Here is a 19,160-nt window from a genome sequence, read left to right as displayed (position 1 = left end):
CAGTTACTGTTGTATTCTTTGTTAAAAATATTTTGGGTGCATTAGTTGCAAGATCTTTTGTGAATATGTTGAGGTCATCGTACTTTTTAATGAGTTGAATAGCGCTGTCTGATGAGACTTTTTTTCCTTCATAGAAAAACGTGGCATTCTTTTTTGCCATAGCGATAATATGGTCTAAACGTGATATTGATTTTGGAGGTGACGGAATATCAATTATGTCTTTATATGTATTTGGCTCATTGTCCTTAAACTCTGAGACAACCTTGCTATCACTATATACTTTGGTTATGTATTGTCCAGGAACTACGTCAGAAGCATTTACCTGATCTTTACTAATCTTTATGCCAGTTTTGCTGACTTCAAAACCTTGCCTGTTATAATATTTTATCGCACTATTAATGCTAACATAATAATGAGGTGTTCCTTTAATTTTTAGGAAACCCGTTTTAACTTTGTTCTCGTCCTGAGTTGGTTCGTAAACATCATCATTGGCGATGATACTAATCATCTCGCCATCATCAGTTTTTGTTTGACGCACTTTTCTTTTATATGTTTTCTCAAAGTCATCAATGACTGTTTGCATTTTTTCACGTTGCTCTGGTGAAGCGTCCTCAGGAATTTGAGGTGGTACTGGATAATTATCATTACCATTTGGTCCATTTCCTTTTTTAACTGGAGGAGCAGGTGGTGGTGGAGGTGGTGGAAGTGTATCGTAAATGTTTTTTAAATTGTAGTTAGCAATTAGTAAATTAACTTTATTAATGATATCCTTTGGCGAGTCTTCTTCGTGTTTGAATACAATATCCTTTGATTTATTTTTATTACCCGATATATTTTTAAATTCAGTTTCAATAGACTTTAAGTTACTTAGCTTGTCATTCATCAAAAATTGCCCTTTGGTGTTTAGTAGGACCCAAGTTAATTCGCTTTTTATAACTTTTATTGGAGGCGCTGGGGCTTTAGCTGGAGGAGGAGGGAAATTTGGATAGGGTTGTGCGTTTTCCTTTTGAGCATCACTCATGAATTTATAAAGATATTCTAAGCGATCAACGTCTTTTAGCTTTATGATTTGATTATTTATGTTTTGCTCGTTGTATTTTTTTGCAAGTTTGTTGTACTCTGCAAGTTGTTTTGGAGTTGCTTTTTTTTGAGATGATTTTTCCATCGGAACTGGCGCAACAGGAAGTAGATTATATTTTTCTAACTCTTCTTTTGATAGTGAGTTGTACAGTCTATCGCATCTTTCTTTTAATAGTTTTAATTCTGATTTATCTGACAGAGAAAGTTTATCGTTTAAGTAGAATGGAAATGTTGCTTTTAGATAAACTTGTTCCATTTCTTTGTATTCTTTTACTTTGTAGTTTTTATAAATGCTACTAAATCCTTTTTTTGTGTATAAACTAAATTGATATGGCTGTGGGAATTTTTCACTTCTGGCATTTATATTGGTGTAACTGCTTGAATAATGAGCAATATCATCTACAGACATTTCGTTTAGTATGGAATTTGGAAGATATTGTCCATCAATCCAAATAGCAAATTCTTTATTATTTTTCCAAGATTCGAATTGTTCTTTTGTAGGCTTTTTGGCTTTTGTTTCAGATAAATCGACGACTGGAACTTTTGGATAAGGTTCTACGGAAGCTTTTTGAGCTTCAGACATTAAATTGTAGATAGATACAATTCTTTCGTACTTAGAAAATTCTAGTTTGTGCGTTGTGGTAAACGTAATGATAAAGTCATTATATTCTTGCATTAATGCCTCTGAAACGCCTTCTGATGAGTGAGTTTCCGATAGCTCACTTATTTCCTTTTCAACTTGTTTGTGTTCTGCAAAGCCATAAAAAAGAATAGCAAGTACTGGCAGAAGCAACAAGCTTCTTAGCCAAATAGATTTTTTTGATGTGTGTGTGTTCATGACTGTAAATCGTTTTTTGATTGATGAATAATTAATGGCATTTGCCAATTCTTGGTGTTGCGCATGTGATGAGAATGCGAGTAATATGGTTTGGTATGTGGATGGTTCAATTCCGTTTTGTAAAACCGCACGATCGGCTAGAAACTCATGGTTGAGTTTTACGTCGCGTTTTAGTACATATATCAAAGGATTAAACCAGAATATAATTTGTAATACTTCTAAAAGGAGGACATCAAAACTGTGCTTTTGTTTGGCATGAGTTTGCTCGTGTATAAGCACTTCTTTTGGGATATCGTTATGTTCAAACTTATCTTTATTAAAGAAAATATAACTAAAGAACGTATGTGGAATCTTTAAATTAGAAATTAATACATTGATAAAACCGTCCGACTTTAATTTAGGATTACGTCGTATTCTAGAAATAATAGTATTAAGGTTGAGGCAAAATTTCAACAGAAAAATAAAAACTCCTAATCCGTATAATGACCACAGTATTATAGGTGTATAATCGGCTGCAACAATTTCAGGTAACGTTTTGACCATTTCAAAATCTGAGATTACAAAAGAGGTCAACTCCTCTGCAACGATAGGTTCTATATATTCAATAAAGGTTAATGACGGTATTATAAGTGATACAACCAAAGCACTTAGTAAATAGAACCGTTTAAGTTGATGCACGCTAGATTTTTCTAACAATAGCTTGTAGAATACCATAAAAACAGCAAGACAAGCACTAAATTTTATAAGGTAGATGAGCATAACTATTTAATTTGACGGTTTTTATTGTTTTTTTATTGTCTCATTGAACCTTGTAGATTCTCTCTATTTTTTATAGTAATAATCTACTTCGGTTTGTTTTGAATTTCTTTATCGATTAAAGCTTTTAAATCTTCTAATTCCGCTTTCGTAAGGTCTGTTTCTTTTGTAAAAAATGAAGCAAACTGTGAGGCACTATCATTAAAAAAGGTTTTAATTAAGGTGTTAACGTGCTTAGAGAAATAGTCTTTCTTCTTTACCAAAGGGTAGTATTCGCGCGATTTTCCGTAGAGCTTATAAGCCACAAAACCCTTGTCTATCATCCGCTTTAAAAGCGTAGCAACGGTGGTAGTTGCAGGTTTAGGTTCTGGATACGCAAGTAGTAAATCTTTCATGAACCCTTTTTCAAGTTTCCATAGATACTGCATGAGTTGTTCTTCGGTTTTAGATAATTGCATTGCTCTACAAGTTTAGAATTAACTCTACAAATGTAGAGTAAAAATTGTTAAAAACAAAATTGGACTAAAATAATATAGATGAAATACACTATATTTGAAATATTAGAATAGAAAAACCCCAATAATGAAAGCCTTACATACTACAATACTGTGCATTTTACTATGTGCCTTTTCTTCATATTCACAAAACATTCAAGATATTATTAATCAAGTTGATATTGCTAAAATAGCAGTCACTATTAATGAGTTTTCAGGAGAACAAACCACAATGGTAGATGGTAATACAGTTACAATTTTAAATAGACAACAGGCAAGTAATGACTTAGCTGGAGATTACCTTATTGAACGATTAGAGGCTTTAAATAATGTAGTTGTAACAGAACAACCATTTAATACTAACGGTAGAAATGTTATTGCAACTCAAATTGGTAAAACCAATCCTAATAACATTTATGTTGTATGTGCGCATTATGATACTGTTGCAGATTATTGTGCAGATGACAATGCCTCTGGTACAGCTGCAGTTCTAGAGGTCGCTAGAATATTATCAACACAATGTTTAGATAATACCATTGTTTACGCACTGTGGGATGAAGAAGAAATTGGTCTTCGAGGATCTCAGTTTTATGCTAATCAGGCAGCAACTCATGGTGATAATATTCTCGGTGTTTTAAATATGGATATGATTGGTTATGATGGCGACGCTGTTGGGCAACCAGGAGATAACGAATTTGATATAGATTATCGAAATATTGCGGGTTCTGTAGCAATGAAAGACGATATTTTAGCCGTTTTAAACGCGTATACTTTTGATTTAAATGTTATTGAGGTTAATCCAGGAACGACTGCTAGTGATCACGCCAGTTTTTGGGGAGTAGGATATACTGCTTTGTTAGTAGGGGAATCCTGGGAAACCAATGATCAAACACCTTTTTATCATACAGCTCAAGATCGTTTTGCGACCCTAGATTTACCGTACTTAAATGAAATGGTGAAATTAGTAACCGGTTATATGGTGACTAAGGGAAGTTTAGTTGCTGTAGATAATACGGTAGCGCAAACCACGACAACGCTTACATCCAATCAAAATTCTTCTAATTATCAATGGTTTAATTGTGATACAGAGATCGCTATTTCTGGCGCAATAAATCAATCTTTTACCCCAGTGGCAAATGGTAGTTATGCAGTAGAAGTGACTTCTGGGGCATGCACAGAACGCAGCGAGTGTTTAGTATTTGATACTTTAGGTCTGGATTCTTTTTCTGCGGATGAATTGAAAATATATCCAATACCAGCTCAAAATTTTATTACAATAGAATTCTCTTCGGAAATATCTACCGATGTAAATTTGTTTGATGTTTCAGGCAAACTAGTTCTTAGTAAAACGATAACGGAAAGCACAGAATTAAATATCAAAAGTTTACCTCAAGGGATTTACTTTCTGAAGGTAAGCACAGATGAGAAATCTGGAACTTATAAGATTATTAAGGAATAAGACAGCTAAGAGCTATCCAATTTTGGAAGAAAAAAAAGAATGCCACCAATTATTAATTGGTGGCATTTTGTTTATTTACTTAATTCCGTAAAATATTTGTAGAATAAAGGTATTGTTTCAATGCCTTTAAAGTAATTCCAAACTCCAAAATGTTCGTTAGGCGAATGAATAGCATCGCTATCCAAACCAAACCCCATTAATATCGTTTTGCTTTTTAACTCTTGTTCAAATAGCGCTACAATAGGAATGCTTCCGCCACTTCGTTGTGGTATTGGGTTTTTTCCAAACGTATCAAAGTATGCCTTTGAAGCCGCTTCATAACCAATACTGTCAATTGGTGTAACGTAACCTTGTCCGCCATGATGAGGCGTTACTTTAACTTTTACACCCGCAGGAGCGATGCTTTCAAAATGTGTTTTGAACAACGCTGTAATCGCTTCCCATTCTTGATTTGGGACTAAACGCATAGAAATTTTAGCAAATGCCTGACTTGCGATCACTGTTTTTGCACCTTCACCAGTATAGCCACCCCAAATACCGTTGATATCTAGCGTTGGCCTAATAGAATTACGTTCGTTCGTGGAGTAGCCTTTTTCACCATAAACGGAATTGATGCCGATTGATTTTTCATAGGCTTCCAATGAAAAAGGTGCTTTAGCCATTTCTGCACGTTCAGCATCAGAAAGATCTTCAACCTTATCATAAAACCCAGGGATGGTAATACGGTTATTTTCGTCATGTAAAGACGCAATCATTTTGGTTAAAATATTTATTGGATTTGCTACAGCACCACCATATAATCCTGAATGAAGATCGCGGTTTGGACCAGTAACTTCAACTTCAACATAACTTAATCCACGAAGACCAGTAGTAATTGATGGTACATCTTGAGCAATCATACCAGTATCTGATATGAGTATGACATCATTCTTCAATTTCTCTTGATTAGCTTTCACAAACGCAGAAAGATTTACACTGCCAACCTCTTCTTCTCCTTCAATCATGAATTTGACGTTACATGGTAATTGATTGGTCTCTGTCATAAACTCCATAGCCTTGACATGCATATACATTTGACCTTTATCATCACAAGCACCACGAGCAAATATGGCGCCTTCTGGATGAATAGCTGTTTTTTTGATTACAGGTTCATAAGGTGGTGAATCCCATAATTCAATGGGATCTGCAGGTTGTACATCATAATGACCATAAACGAGAATGGTAGGTAAGTTTTTATCTATTATTTTTTCGCCATACACGATTGGGAAACCTTCAGTTTCACAAATTTCAACATGATCACAGCCAGCCTTTAAAAGACTGTCTTTAATGATGTCTGCAGTTTGAAACACATTGTCCTTATAAGCAGGATCTGCACTTACAGACGGTATTTTAAGAAGGTCTATAAGTTCATTTAGAAATCTATCTTTATGTTCTTCAATATAGGATTGAAAATGTAGCATATTTTAGTTGTTTTAGGATTCTTTCAAAAATACAAAATCGATAAGCAATATTTTCTTAAATAAAGTTAATTGAATTAAGAAACTATTTTTTATATTTGCATCCCCTTTTGGGACAAATGCAGGCGTGGTGGAATTGGTAGACACGCTAGACTTAGGATCTAGTGCTTTACGGTGTGGGAGTTCGAGTCTCCCCGCCTGTACTTAAATAGAAAGCTGACTTTTATAAGTCGGCTTTTTTTGTTTTAGAATAAAAAACCTCCAAGTTTTAACTTAGAGGTTTTGACTAATTCAAAATGACTGTCATTAATGTTAAAGCTTAATAAGCTTAGTTGTTAACACTTGGCCATCCTTGTTTTCAATTTTAACCACTTAAATACTCTATGTCAAATTTGAAATGTCATAAGAGTTTTCTATTGCAAACTCTCCTTTAAATGTTTTGACAAGTTTTCCTGTAATATCAAATATCTGTAAGCTAGAAATAGCTTTGTTTGTTTTGAACGATGTATTTACAGGATTAGGATAAATACTGAAATTTCCTTCTGTATCAAAACTATCTGTACTTAATGTTGAAGGTGCCTTTCCGAAGATTCTAAACTGGCCAGCAGATATGGTTACCGTTCCGGCGCTATACATTTTATTTCCAAACTCATCCATTAAATCATACCAATCTCCGGTACTTGGAAAACTGGTGTTTACCGTTTGAGAAACGAGATCAAAATTTGCTAAAATAATTACGTTTTTAATTCTGTTGATGGAATTGATGTGTCAAAAATGTCAATCCTAGGTGTTAAAGATCCTGAGGTCATTGTGTAATCACCCTCAAAAACAGCTTTATTAATTTTGAACTCAAATGGGACGCATCCCAACAAATAAAATAAGAGATTTTTAAACGCTATTCAAATACCTTATATTCGAGTATTAAGGGCTATGGTGTTCTTCATTATTTGAGCTCCCATGATGATAGTCAGCCGTTTGATTCATCACGTTTGAAACCTTACGAAACAGCAAATATGTTGTTGTTAACGCCTGGAGCTTCGCAAATTTATTATGGAGAGGAATCTGCCAGGAACTTGGTTATCGAAAATGCAGTTGGAGATCCAACGCTGCGGTCAAATATGAATTGGGACGCTATAAAAAATGATGATAAGACTAAGAAGGTTCTAAAGCATTGGTAAAAACTAGGTCACTTTAGAAGTGCTCATCCTGCAATTGGTGCTGGCACACATCACATAATTACCCAATCTCCATATACGTTTTATAGAAGTTTTAGTGATAGAAATTTTAAAGATCTGGTAGTTGTCGCTATGAATTTAGAAGCAGGTAAAAAGACCTTGAATGTCGTACCAGTGTTTAATGAAGGTTTAGTTTTACATGACGCTTATTCTAATCAAGATGTAACTGTTAAGATTGGAAAAGTGGAGTTGGATTCAGAATATGATATCGTTCTTTTAGAGGCAAAATAGAGTTCAAAGTAGTGTTTCCAAACGTAATTATTGAGTGAGGTTTTAAGTTTACTTCCTAACAATGCAGCAGTAAGCAAGTCTTATTAATAGCGACTAACCTATTATGTTGTAAATTTGTAGGAACGAAAGTGGTATTATGAACGATATTAATGAAAACATTGAATCCCCTTTTACATTAAAGGTGAGTTTTAATAAGCTTCTTAGGCATTATGAAGTCTTATCACAAAGTGATGATGAATTTATTGCAGCGAAAGCACGTCGTGTTTTAAAAACGGCTGAGGGGTTTCCTGAACTTCGAGATGGTATTACTAATCCACAAGATTTAATAACAAGAAAGAAAGAAATAAGTATCATCCTTCAAGATTCGTTTAGTCCAATTTTGACTAAAAATGAAATTAAGACTGCTTCTGTTCCATTTCATAATTTGATTTTTAATTCTTCAGAACGTTTTAAATCCATCATAGAAATAGCTGGTGATGATTTCGAGTTAGAAATTAAAAACATGCCAAAGGATGATATGTATATCCTTGCATGTACTATAATTTTGTCTGCTTGTTATAAACATCATATCAATTTTAAGAGACCATTTTATTACGAGATACCTGACGATAAAGGTATTATGCAGTATTATAAAATATTATATAATGCTGACTTTACTGAAATAGTTCCTTCGAAAAATGCGCCAATAATTACTCAAGAGGATGCAGATGAATTATTAGATAATTTTGAGAATATGGAATTGTGGAAAGAAAAGTTTCCACCAAATAGCTATACCTTTAAAGGTTTTGTGATTTCTAACATTTTTAATGTTACTGATGATCAATCCATATCAAATATTAAATCTAGTTTAATAGGAGAGGATAAACGAAAAGATGAGAGTTTTATGGAGGATTTTCATCAAATCTTTCAATCTCTTTTGGGGCTTAACGATATTAAAGTTGGCTTCTCTATCTATAATGAAGAAGAAGATGCTTTTGAGCGTGTATATGGAGAAGGCATGAATAGTTTTCTTCTTAATCAATTAGATACCAATGATTGTTCAGATACTTTATGCAACGTATCATACCATACATTATTGAAAGAAAAGAAATTCTATGCGATATCTGATGTCGATAAGTTTTATGACTTGTCAAAAGGTAAGGCTCCACAGTATAAAACATTAAAAGACCAAAATATTAAAAGTGCGATTTTAGCACCCATAGCTAATGAAGATGGCTTACTGGGAATTCTAGAAATTGTTTCAGAGCGTCCTAAAGTCTTAAATAGTATCAATGCGAATAAATTGAAGGATGTCATGCCATTTATAGTTTCGGCAGTAGAACGTTCTAAGAACGAAGAGCAGAATTTAATTGAAGCTATTATTCAGCAAGAATGTACTTCCATTCATCCAAGTGTGAATTGGCGTTTTGAGAAAGAAGCGAAAATTTTTATTAAAGACCAATTTAATGGCAAGGAGCCCAGCTTTAATAAAATAGCTTTCGAAAATATTTATCCTCTATTTGGTCAAATAGATATTAAAGGTTCATCAGAAGCTAGAAACTCAGCTACACAAAAAGATTTAACGATTCAACTGGAATCAATTAAGGCTATAGTTGGGGATGCTTTCAAACTAGAGAAACTGCCTATTTATGAGCAGTTCTTATATCAAATCAATAATTATTTGGAAGGTTTAAATACTCATTTTCAAGTGGACAGTGAGCAGCAAATTTCTGGGTTTATTAAGCAAGATATTGATCCCTTATTGCAGCATTTGTTAGTTGTTGATTCTTTAAAAGAAAACATAGAGTCCTATTTCAAAAGTATCGATGATAAAGTAAACGTATTATATAATCACAGAAAAGATTATGACGACACCATAGCTTTTATAAACAAAGAGATGGCGGCGCTTTTAGATAAAAAACAAGTTGAAGCTCAAGCGATGTATCCGCATTATTTTGAACGCTTTAAAACAGATGGAGTAGAGCACAATATGTACATTGGAGAATCTATAACTAAAGATGACTCCTTTAATCCTATCTACTTATATAATTTAAGATTATGGCAAATTCAGGTCATGTGTGAAATGGAAAATTCATTTTATTTAATGCAACCTAATTTTCCTGTGAAATTAGATGTAGCTTCAATGATACTGGTATTTAATCAGCCATTATCGATAAGTTTTAGAATGGATGAGAAACAATTTGATGTTGATGGTACTTACAATGCCAGATATGAAATTGTTAAAAAACGTGTGGATAAAGCTTATATTAAAGGCACGACGGAGCGTGTAACTCAAAAAGGAAAAATAAGTATTGTCTATTCTCAAAAGCAAGACGAAACAGAATACTTGAGATATATTAAATTTTTACAATCTAAAAAATATCTAGATGACGATATAGAAATTTTAGAGCTTGAAGACTTACAGGCAGTCACTGGTTTAAAGGCGATTAGGGTAAGTGTATTATATCATAAAGATAAAGATGATAAATTGTTTTATACTTATAATGATTTGATGAAAGAGATTAAGGCTTAAAGCCTTTGGTAATATCATTTAAATAGCGGTATTCCCTCCTGACAGTTGAAATGCCACAGCAAATGCAATTACACTTATAATAATGCCAATCATAAAAACGGTGTAGGTGACCCTCAGTAAATTATATTTACTATTTAGCACTAAACCAAGGAAATATAAATCTTTCGTAAGTGAACTGTAGAGATAATCCCTGTCTTGCATCATTTCTGACATAGCCCATTCAAACTCATCGAGCTTCATCTTATGAAAATTTCCGAAGAATAAAAGATTTACTTTTTTATTAGCCACATCTTCTTTTGTAAACTTTCCTTGGGTCACATTTGGACGCGTAGCTAAAACAGATAAAATAATTGAAGTGACAGTAAAAATAGTAAAAATCACGGTTGGCCAAATCAAATAATCATTAGAAGGATTGTCAAGTTTAGATACTAAATTTGATAATACTAAAGAAAAAATTATGGCATTTACAGATAATAGGATATTAGCTTTTGTGTCTGCAATATCACTTAGCGTTATATGATTTTTAAGAGCGACTCTAAACATGGTTTCAATGCCGCGTTCTGGTAAATCCATTTTTTCTTTTTTGAAATTCAGCTCGGCTTTTTTTTGCTTTAGTTTTTCAGTATCCTCTTTAAGTTTATTCTGACTTTGAAGCAGATTAGTCAAATTTTTTCCTTTACGTTTTTCCCATTTACGAGCAGCTATATCGGTATAAAATGTATGATGTGTTAAAAAATAAATATTATCTTCCACCCAATCCGTTTTAGGTATAGCTTTCTCTAAAGTTAATTCTCTCTCCTTTTTTAATAAAACGGCATAGTCATCATATTTTTTGCTAGAAACGTGAGCGCAGTCCGCATCTTTTATAATACCCTCTAATTTTGTTTTTGGTTCGTAACCCATTTGGGTTGCCAAAATGATATTTGTAATCATGTCGATGGTCTTGTCATTAACATCCTTAGCCTTTAAAAACTCAGAAGCAATTGTTACACTTTCCTTTTCATGACCTTCAATGGTCTTTGTGAACCCTGTATCATGGAACCACGCTGCAATCTCTAAAACGTTCTTTTCAATATCATTTAGTTCATGAGCTTTCGCTAGCTCTTGCACTTTTCCAACAACACGTTGCGTGTGTGGTAGATTGTGATAGACAAATTTAGAATCTAAATTTTCGTTTAAATAACTAATTACAAATTTCTCTGCTTCTGCAACAAGTGTTTCCATGTGGATTTTTAGTTTATTGAGTAAAAATACTAAACTTTAATTAATGACTATATAAGAGTGCGTTTAGTCGTAAATTTGCCAAAGACTTTCACTGGCAAGATCTGTAATTTTTTAGTAAAGTTAACGACTATTTTTTTGTAGATTATGAGCCTACAATAATCATTTTAAACTTTTTTATAAAATGAAACTCAACTTAAAAAATAAATTCACAAAAGAACTTCCTGCTGATCTAGTTATAGATAATTCTAGACGTCAGGTCAAGGAGGCCTGTTTTTCATATGTTAATCCTAAGCAGACTAAAAACCCTGAAATACTTCATGTTTCTGAAGATATGTCGTCTCAAATAGGGATTTCTGAAGCAGATGTTGATAGTGAAACCTTTACCAAAGTATTTACAGGTAATAAGGTCTTAGAAAACACAACACCCTATGCAATGTGTTATGGAGGACATCAATTTGGAAATTGGGCTGGACAATTAGGTGACGGCAGAGCTATAAATTTATTTGAAGTCGAACATAATGATAAACATTGGGCCGTTCAACTTAAAGGTGCTGGAGAAACACCATATTCTAGAACTGCAGATGGCTTAGCTGTCTTGCGTTCTTCAATTAGAGAGTATTTGTGCAGCGAGGCGATGTTTCATTTAGGTGTGCCAACAACAAGAGCATTATCGTTGGGGTTGTCTGGAGACGAGGTTATGAGAGATATGTTGTATGATGGCAATCAGGCTTTTGAAAGAGGAGCCATTGTTTGTCGTGTAGCGCCTTCGTTTTTACGCTTCGGAAATTTTGAAATCTTCGCAGCTAGGAAAGATCATAAAACCCTTAAAACTTTAGTTGATTATACCATAAGGCATCATTTTCCAAAGATAGGAACACCTTCAAAAGAGAATTATATTAAGTTCTTTGCTGAAGTATCGAAACGTACACTCGAGATGATTGTCCATTGGCAACGTGTTGGTTTTGTGCATGGTGTTATGAATACAGATAATATGTCTATTCTAGGACTAACCATAGATTTTGGACCTTATGGATGGCTAGAAGGATTTGATTTTGGCTGGACACCAAACACAACCGATAAGCAACATAAGCGATACAGGTTTGGTAATCAGCCTAATATTGGGCTTTGGAATTTGTATCAACTCGCCAATGCATTGTATCCACTTATTGAAGAAGTAGAGCCTTTAGAAGAAGTTCTTGAGAATTATAAAATTGATTTTGAAAAGAAATCTTTAGAAATGATGTGTTCTAAATTAGGTTTGATGGTAAATGACGACAAAGACAATGAATTGATTCAAAGGTTAGAAGATGTTTTGTTACTCACAGAAACTGATATGACGATATTCTTCCGAAATTTAAGTAATTTCAAATTAGGAGACGCTGGAAAAGGATTACAGATTGTTGAGGATTCATTTTATGTGCCTAATGAAGTGTCAGACACAATTGCTCAACAATGGAGAGATTGGTTTAAAAGCTATGATGTAAGATTGATAGATGAGTCGCTTTCTAATACTGATCGAAAAGAAAGAATGAATGCTGTTAATCCAAAATATGTGCTCAGAAATTATATGTCTCAATTAGCTATTGATGATGCGAATAAAGGCAACTATAAATTGATTGACGAGTTATTTCAAGTTTTAAAACAACCGTATGCTGAGCAACCAGAATACGAAAAGTGGTTTGCTAAACGACCCGATTGGGCAAGACATAAAGTAGGATGTTCCATGTTATCTTGTAGTTCATAATGTCAATTTTAGAACGTATTCAAAATTTGCCAAAAGGGTATAGCGCAGTTGTATTTCAGAATACAAAATATGGAGTTACAAGAACCGACTTTAATTCTGGAAAAAGTATAAAAGTATAAAAGTGTATGCAGAAGAATTAGCAGGAAATAATTTTATAAGCCTAAATTATTATGTAACATCAAATAGAGACTTATTGAAACCTTGCGAAATGGAAGAACAAAAAGTAATTCAATTTTTAAACAATTATAAATTAATAGACAATGAAAGCCATTTGGAATCATCTAGTTATTGCTGAGAGTGATCATACAATCGTGATTGAAAATAACCATTATTTTCCTAGTGAAAGTATTAAAGAAGCGTTTTTTAAACCCAGTAAAACTCATAGCATGTGCCCTTGGAAGGGAGAGGCGTTTTATTATACTTTAGAAGTAAATGGAAAAGAAAATATAGATGCTGCGTGGTATTATCCTGAAGTTTCTGAGTTGGCAAAATCAATCAAGGGATATATTGCTTTTTGGAAAGGTGTGGAGGTAACAAAATAACTTAAAACATTTTTAGTAACTTAAGAAAGTAAAATGGAAACTGAGATAATTGGTTTTGGAGGTGGGTGCCATTGGTGTACAGAAGCCGTTTTTCAATCTTTGAAAGGCGTCGTTTCTGTTGCGCAAGGTTATATTGCATCCAATCATGAGAATTCAAGCTTTTCTGAAGGTGTTTATATTGATTATAACCCGAAAAAAGTTAACCTTCAATTGCTAATTAATGTTCACTTATTGACGCACAAAAGCACTAAAAATCATTCTATGCGTTACAAATATAGATCTGCGATCTACACCTTTTCTCAAATTCAAAGAACAAAAGTAGAAACTATTTTAGTTGAGTTGAATAAAAATAAAGGCGATGATTATATTACTGAAGTTTTAGATTTTGAGACCTTTAAAGCGTCAAACGAAGAGATTACAAATTACTATTATAGCAATCCTGAGAAGCCATTTTGTAAAACCTTTATAAATCCTAAATTAACTTTACTATTAAACTATTATAGTGATGCTGTTGATTTAGATAAATTAAGTCATTTAAAGTTGGCGTCAGCCTTATAATAGATCAATTATGAAAAACCAGAAATTAAAAGTAATAAATAAAAAAGGTCATAAACTTCAAGCTTACTTGGAATTACCAGCAAATCAAAAACCGAACTACTTTGCCATTTTTGCGCATTGTTTTACATGCAGTAGCTCTTTGAGTGCAGTGAGAAACATTAGCAGAGCGCTTACTAATCACGGTTTTGGAATTGTAAGATTCGATTTTACTGGATTAGGAAGAAGTGAAGGGGAGTTTGCTGATAGTCATTTTTCGGCAAACGTTGACGATTTGATAGCAGTAAGTGATTTTATAAAAGAACATTATGAAGCACCGTCGCTTTTGGTTGGCCATTCTCTGGGAGGTGCAGCAGTTTTAGTGGCTGCTTCTAAATTAGACAATATTAAAGCTGTTGCAACTGTTGGAGCTCCAGCAACAATAAGTCATGTGAAGCATTTGTTTTCCCACGGTATAGATGATATAAAAAATAAAGGTCGAGTCGCGGTTAATATAGGAGGAAGACCTTTTAAAATTGATGAAGAATTTGTGTCTGATTTTGATAAAACCGATTTGCCTGCAGTAGTTAAAGCTTTAAGAAAACCACTCTTAATTTTACATTCCCCAACAGATACTATAGTTGGCATTAAAAACGCAGAACAATTATATAACAATGCACATCATCCAAAAAGTTTCGTGACTCTTGACGATGCAGATCATTTATTATCAAAGACTAGAGACAGCTCTTATGCAGGAGATATAATAGGTGCTTGGGTAAAACGATATTTTCCGCAGCAAGAAAACAAAATGTTAGATACTTCAGGAGAGCAATTGGTTGCGCATTTAAATTTGAAAGAAGATAATTTTACAACAACCATTCAAACGGCAAAACATAATTTTATTGCAGATGAACCAGATTCGGTTGGAGGAGATGACTTTGGGCCTTCGCCTTATGATTTTATCAGTGCTGGATTGGCTGCTTGTACCGTAATGACTTTAAAAATTTATGCGGAGCGTAAAAAATGGGATTTACAAGAAGTCTATGCTCACATCACCTATTCTAAAAAACATAGTGATGATTTGATGTTAGACGTGGATAAACCGACTAGAATTGATCATTTATCAAAAAAATTGACTTTTATTGGTGATTTAGACGAGTCGCAAAGACAACGATTAAAAGAAATTGCTTCAAAATGTCCCGTTCATAAAACATTACAAAGCGAAGTAATTATTGATACAGAACTTACTTAATACGACTTTATTGAACATCTTTAAGACCTATTAGAATGAGAATTAATATTTTTATAAATCAAACTCTTTAAAATGAAAAACGCCAACCAACTAGCAGTTATTTTCATGTTAAGTCTATTGTGTAATGCTTGCGCGACATATAAGCCTCAATATAAAAACGAGAATGCGTCTAATACATCGCCAGATAAAGAAATTGAACATTCGTTTTATTTAATTGGTGACGCAGGGAATTATGAACGAGGTGCATCTTCTGAAGTTTTAAATGCCTTTAAAATAGAATTAAATGAAGCTTCAGAAAATAGTACAGCTATTTTTTTAGGAGATAATATCTATCCTGTCGGGTTTCCAGATAAAAATCATAAGTACAGAGAAGTTGCGCAAAAACGTCTTAAAGCACAAACAGACGTTAATCAGGGTTTTAAAGGAAGAACTGTTTTTATTCCTGGTAATCATGATTGGTATAGTGATGGCGTTAAAGGTCTGAAAAGACAAGAAAAGTATGTGGAAGATGCGCTAGGAAAAAACACATTTTTGCCTGAAAATGGTTGTCCAATAGAAAAAATTCATGTGTCTGACGATATCGAATTAATCCTTATTGATAGTCAGTGGTATATCACTAATTGGGATGATCACCCAACACTTAATGACGATTGTGAGATTAAAACAAGAACGGCTTTTTTTGATGAATATAGTAGTCTAATAAAAAAAGCCAGAGGTAAAACAACGATCGTTGCTTTGCACCATCCAATGTATACTAATGGTCCTCATGGAGGGCAATTCACATTTGGGAGTCATATGAAACCACTTCCTATTCTTGGGACAATAAAAAATATAATTAGAAAAACGAGTGGACTTGCGAATGTTGATTTACAAAACAAACGTTATAATGAGTTTAAAAAACGTTTGGTTACCATCTCACAAGAAAATAAAAAAGTGGTCTTTGTATCTGGTCATGAGCATAGTCTGCAATATATAATAGAAGATAATCTACGACAAATTGTAAGTGGGTCTGGTTCTAAGATTTCAGCTACACGTAATATTGGAGGTGGGCAATTCTCATACGGAACTCCAGGTTATGCAAGACTGGATGTGTTTCAAGACGGTTCGTCATATGTGCGTTTTTATTCGGTTAATGATGACAGTATCGTTTTTGAAACTGAAGTGCTCGAGCAAGATGTAAAAAAATCATCAATAACGTATCCTGATAGTTTTCCGAAGGAAATGGTAGCCTCAATTTATTCCGAAGAAGAAACAGATAAATCAAGGACTCATAAATTTCTATGGGGAGATCGTTATAGAAAATTGTACAGTACTCAAGTGTCTGCTCCAACAGTAAATTTAGATACGATGTATGGCGGCTTAAAAGTGGTGAGAAAAGGAGGCGGAAATCAATCTAAGTCATTACGTCTTGAAGATAAAAATGGTGCTCAATACGTCATGAGAGCACTTCGTAAAAATGCTGTACAATATTTACAAGCTGTCCTATTTAAAGATCAATATATTGAAGGTCAATTTGATGATACAAGTACTGAAGATTTAATTCTGGATGTCTTTACAGGTTCCCATCCTTATGCGCCTTTTGCAATTGGTACATTATCTGACGCTGTAGGTATTTATCATACAAACCCCGTATTATACTATATTCCGAAGCAAAAAACATTAGGTGATTATAATGATGAGTTTGGAGATGAACTATATATGATTGAAGAGCATACCTCAGAAGGGCATAGTGATTTGGCAAGTTTTGGCTTTCAGGATGAGGTTGTCAGTACAGATGATATGATGAAGAAAATCCATAAGGATGAAGATATTGTTATTGATGAAGCCTCATACATTCGTGCACGTTTATTTGATATGCTAATAGGAGATTGGGATAGACATCAAGATCAATGGCGTTGGATAGAGTTTAAAGAGAATGGTAAGAAAGTATATCGCCCTTTGCCACGAGATAGAGATCAAGCCTTCTCTATTATGTCTGACGGTGCTTTATTGACTGCTGCTGTAGCTATCATTCCAACAGCAAGATTACTCAGGAAGTATGATGATGATTTAGTAGATGTTCAAGGCGTTAATTTTGAGCCTTATCCTTTAGATATGGAACTCATCCAAGCTTCAGATAAAGCAGTTTGGGATACTCAAGTAAAGGCGATTCAAAAGGGTATAACCAATACTGTCATTGAAGACGCGTTTTTACACTTTCCAGAAGAGGTTCGTGATGAAAGTCTTGATGAGATTAAACAAAAATTAAGAGCAAGATTAGGTAATCTTCAAGCTATTTCAGATCGATATTTTAAATTGATTAATACGTTTGGAGTAGTAAAAGGGACTAATAAAGATGATTATTTTACAATAGAATGTTTGTCTGATGGGAAAGTTAAAATAGTAGCACAACGTATTAAAAAAGGAAAAAAGGGCGAGGTGTTTCATGAACGTGTTTATAATAAAGAGTATACCAAGGAAATTTGGGTTTATGGACTAGATGATGACGATGTCTTTGAAGTTAAAGGTAAGAATACTAAGATTAAAATAAGATTGATAGGTGGCCAAAATAATGATATTTACATTATTCCTGATGGTGGTAAAATAACTGTATACGATTATAAAAGTAAATCCAATGATGTTTCTCAAGCCCAAAACGCTAAGTTACGATTAAGTGATGATTATGAAATCAACGTATATGATTATAAAAAATTAAAGAATAATACCAATCAACTTTTTCCAACAATTGGCTCTAATCCAGATGATGGTTTTAAAATAGGAGCTAGTAATACCTATACAGCTTATGGTTTTGAACGCAACCCGTTTACGTCTCAGCACACGATTTCAGCAGCATATTATTTTGCTACTGAAGGTTATGATTTTAATTATAAAGGGGAATTTGCTAATATTATAGGGCATACTAATTTTGGCTTTGATGTGCATTTCAATAGTCCAAATTATGCTGTAAATTTCTTTGGTTTTGGTAACAGTACACCTAACCCAGAGGCAGATGAAGATGACGGATTTGATACAGATTTAGATTATAATCGTGTAAAAATAAGAACCTTTAAAGCGATGCCTTCATTGATTTGGAGAGGCGAACAAGGCGCTAGTTTTAAAATAGGTGTTTTTTTTGAATCTAATGAAGTTGAAGAAACTTCAGGCCGATTTATAAATCAATTTATTCCAAATAATACTGAAATTAATGATGAATTCTATGGTATAGAGACACAATATCATTTTGAAAACAGAGACAATGATGCTTTTCCTACTTTAGGTATGCAATTTGGTTTGCAAGTAGGGTATATAAATAATATTTCAACGAGTAAGGGTTTTTCTTATATATTACCAACGTTGGGGTTTGATTATAAATTAATTCCTAGCGGACAATTAGTATTAGCAACAAATTTAAGAGGACATATTAATTTAGGTGATGACTTTGAGTTTTATCAAGCTGCTACTATAGGCGCTAATACAGGATTACGTGGTTACAGAAATCAACGCTTTACAGGAAAAAGTGCTTTTGTTCAATCTTCTGACGTACGATGGGATTTTATGGATTTGAAAACAGGAGTAATTCCTATTAGTATTGGTGTTTTTGGAGGTGCCGATTATGGTCGTGTGTGGATTGAAGATGATTTAGTAGGCGACGCTTCTTTTAATAGAAATGATTGGAATACGTCTTTTGGAGGAGGCTTTTTTGTAAACATGGCCAATATGATGAACGCCAATATTTCTGCCTTTAGTAGTGAAGACGGCTTGCGTTTAGCTTTTAAATTAGGTTTTGGATTTTAAATTAAAGAGTGTTTTACAACTTGATTAT

The 19,160-nt window shown here is 33.6% G+C and carries 14 protein-coding genes and 1 tRNA gene; 10 read left to right on the top strand and 5 right to left on the bottom strand.

From position 1 onward, the window contains the following. Together ACJAZK_RS06555 and ACJAZK_RS06550 are read right to left on the bottom strand one after the other, a co-directional pair. Positions 1-2,677 (bottom strand): M56 family metallopeptidase (locus ACJAZK_RS06555; RefSeq protein WP_415223200.1); only part of this gene is annotated, 2,677 nt, incomplete at its 3' end. A gap of 83 nt (positions 2,678-2,760) precedes the next feature. After that, complete coding sequence (locus ACJAZK_RS06550; RefSeq protein ID WP_415223199.1) at positions 2,761-3,132, bottom strand: BlaI/MecI/CopY family transcriptional regulator; 372 nt, start codon at positions 3,130-3,132, stop codon at positions 2,761-2,763. 124 nt (positions 3,133-3,256) lie between these two features. Between ACJAZK_RS06550 and ACJAZK_RS06545 the strand changes: the two genes are divergently transcribed. Beyond that, positions 3,257-4,627 carry a M28 family peptidase gene (locus tag ACJAZK_RS06545; protein WP_415223198.1) on the top strand — a complete coding sequence of 457 codons (1,371 nt, stop codon included), beginning with the start codon at positions 3,257-3,259 and terminating at the stop codon, positions 4,625-4,627. A 71-nt stretch (positions 4,628-4,698) separates the two neighbouring features. Here the strand turns inward: ACJAZK_RS06545 and ACJAZK_RS06540 are convergent, their stop codons facing one another. Beyond that, positions 4,699-6,087 carry a dipeptidase gene (locus tag ACJAZK_RS06540; protein ID WP_415223197.1) on the bottom strand — a complete coding sequence of 463 codons (1,389 nt, stop codon included), beginning with the start codon at positions 6,085-6,087 and terminating at the stop codon, positions 4,699-4,701. 118 nt (positions 6,088-6,205) lie between these two features. Between ACJAZK_RS06540 and ACJAZK_RS06535 the strand changes: the two genes are divergently transcribed. Then, positions 6,206-6,287, top strand: a tRNA-Leu gene (locus tag ACJAZK_RS06535). A gap of 178 nt (positions 6,288-6,465) precedes the next feature. Here the strand turns inward: ACJAZK_RS06535 and ACJAZK_RS06530 are convergent. Continuing rightward, positions 6,466-6,720: a T9SS type A sorting domain-containing protein gene (locus ACJAZK_RS06530; protein ID WP_415223196.1), complete on the bottom strand. Its 255-nt coding sequence runs from the start codon at positions 6,718-6,720 to the stop codon at positions 6,466-6,468. 353 nt (positions 6,721-7,073) lie between these two features. Between ACJAZK_RS06530 and ACJAZK_RS06525 the strand changes: the two genes are divergently transcribed. The 3 genes from ACJAZK_RS06525 (at position 7,074) to ACJAZK_RS06515 (ending at position 10,062) form a co-directional block, all read left to right on the top strand. Continuing rightward, positions 7,074-7,262 carry a hypothetical protein gene (locus ACJAZK_RS06525; protein ID WP_415223195.1) on the top strand — a complete coding sequence of 63 codons (189 nt, stop codon included), beginning with the start codon at positions 7,074-7,076 and terminating at the stop codon, positions 7,260-7,262. Between the two features lie 129 nt (positions 7,263-7,391). After that, the gene (locus tag ACJAZK_RS06520; protein WP_415223194.1) at positions 7,392-7,550 is read left to right on the top strand and encodes a hypothetical protein; all 159 of its coding nucleotides are present in this window, start codon (positions 7,392-7,394) and stop codon (positions 7,548-7,550) included. A 136-nt stretch (positions 7,551-7,686) separates the two neighbouring features. Beyond that, the gene (locus ACJAZK_RS06515; protein WP_415223193.1) at positions 7,687-10,062 is read left to right on the top strand and encodes a GAF domain-containing protein; all 2,376 of its coding nucleotides are present in this window, start codon (positions 7,687-7,689) and stop codon (positions 10,060-10,062) included. Positions 10,063-10,080: 18 nt separating this feature from the next. On the opposite strand, the gene ACJAZK_RS06510 is transcribed toward ACJAZK_RS06515, so the two are convergent. Further along, entirely contained in the window at positions 10,081-11,286 is a 1,206-nt protein-coding gene (locus tag ACJAZK_RS06510) for a Pycsar system effector family protein (RefSeq protein ID WP_415223192.1), read from the bottom strand. A 181-nt stretch (positions 11,287-11,467) separates the two neighbouring features. Between ACJAZK_RS06510 and ACJAZK_RS06505 the strand changes: the two genes are divergently transcribed. The 5 genes from ACJAZK_RS06505 (at position 11,468) to ACJAZK_RS06485 (ending at position 19,132) form a co-directional block, all read left to right on the top strand. Further along, the gene (locus ACJAZK_RS06505) at positions 11,468-13,030 is read left to right on the top strand and encodes a protein adenylyltransferase SelO (RefSeq protein WP_415223191.1); all 1,563 of its coding nucleotides are present in this window, start codon (positions 11,468-11,470) and stop codon (positions 13,028-13,030) included. Positions 13,031-13,290: 260 nt separating this feature from the next. Beyond that, positions 13,291-13,572, top strand: a complete 282-nt coding sequence (locus ACJAZK_RS06500) for a DUF427 domain-containing protein (RefSeq protein WP_415223190.1) — start codon at positions 13,291-13,293, stop codon at positions 13,570-13,572. Between the two features lie 33 nt (positions 13,573-13,605). Further along, on the top strand, positions 13,606-14,130 hold the full coding sequence (locus ACJAZK_RS06495) for a peptide-methionine (S)-S-oxide reductase (RefSeq protein WP_415223189.1): 525 nt from the start codon (positions 13,606-13,608) through the stop codon (positions 14,128-14,130). 10 nt (positions 14,131-14,140) lie between these two features. Next, on the top strand, positions 14,141-15,358 hold the full coding sequence (locus ACJAZK_RS06490; protein WP_415223188.1) for an alpha/beta fold hydrolase: 1,218 nt from the start codon (positions 14,141-14,143) through the stop codon (positions 15,356-15,358). Positions 15,359-15,430: 72 nt separating this feature from the next. Further along, positions 15,431-19,132 (top strand): metallophosphoesterase, encoded by a 3,702-nt coding sequence (locus tag ACJAZK_RS06485; protein ID WP_415223187.1) that lies wholly within the window; start codon positions 15,431-15,433, stop codon positions 19,130-19,132. Positions 19,133-19,160: the final 28 nt, after the last annotated feature.

The organism is Psychroserpens sp. (assembly GCF_047633235.1).
GTDB lineage: Bacteria > Bacteroidota > Bacteroidia > Flavobacteriales > Flavobacteriaceae > Psychroserpens.
This window is presented reverse-complemented; position numbering and strand designations above follow the sequence as displayed.

Bases quoted from the DNA above. Each gene is read 5' to 3' on its own strand.
- ACJAZK_RS06550 (WP_415223199.1), bottom strand. From the start codon at position 3,132: ATGCAATTATCTAAAACCGAAGAACAACTCATGCAGTATCTATGGAAA.
- ACJAZK_RS06545 (WP_415223198.1), top strand. From the start codon at position 3,257: ATGAAAGCCTTACATACTACAATACTGTGCATTTTACTATGTGCCTTT.
- ACJAZK_RS06540 (WP_415223197.1), bottom strand. From the start codon at position 6,087: ATGCTACATTTTCAATCCTATATTGAAGAACATAAAGATAGATTTCTA.
- ACJAZK_RS06530 (WP_415223196.1), bottom strand. From the start codon at position 6,720: ATGTATAGCGCCGGAACGGTAACCATATCTGCTGGCCAGTTTAGAATC.
- ACJAZK_RS06520 (WP_415223194.1), top strand. From the start codon at position 7,392: ATGAATTTAGAAGCAGGTAAAAAGACCTTGAATGTCGTACCAGTGTTT.
- ACJAZK_RS06515 (WP_415223193.1), top strand. From the start codon at position 7,687: ATGAACGATATTAATGAAAACATTGAATCCCCTTTTACATTAAAGGTG.
- ACJAZK_RS06510 (WP_415223192.1), bottom strand. From the start codon at position 11,286: ATGGAAACACTTGTTGCAGAAGCAGAGAAATTTGTAATTAGTTATTTA.
- ACJAZK_RS06505 (WP_415223191.1), top strand. From the start codon at position 11,468: ATGAAACTCAACTTAAAAAATAAATTCACAAAAGAACTTCCTGCTGAT.
- ACJAZK_RS06500 (WP_415223190.1), top strand. From the start codon at position 13,291: ATGAAAGCCATTTGGAATCATCTAGTTATTGCTGAGAGTGATCATACA.
- ACJAZK_RS06495 (WP_415223189.1), top strand. From the start codon at position 13,606: ATGGAAACTGAGATAATTGGTTTTGGAGGTGGGTGCCATTGGTGTACA.
- ACJAZK_RS06490 (WP_415223188.1), top strand. From the start codon at position 14,141: ATGAAAAACCAGAAATTAAAAGTAATAAATAAAAAAGGTCATAAACTT.
- ACJAZK_RS06485 (WP_415223187.1), top strand. From the start codon at position 15,431: ATGAAAAACGCCAACCAACTAGCAGTTATTTTCATGTTAAGTCTATTG.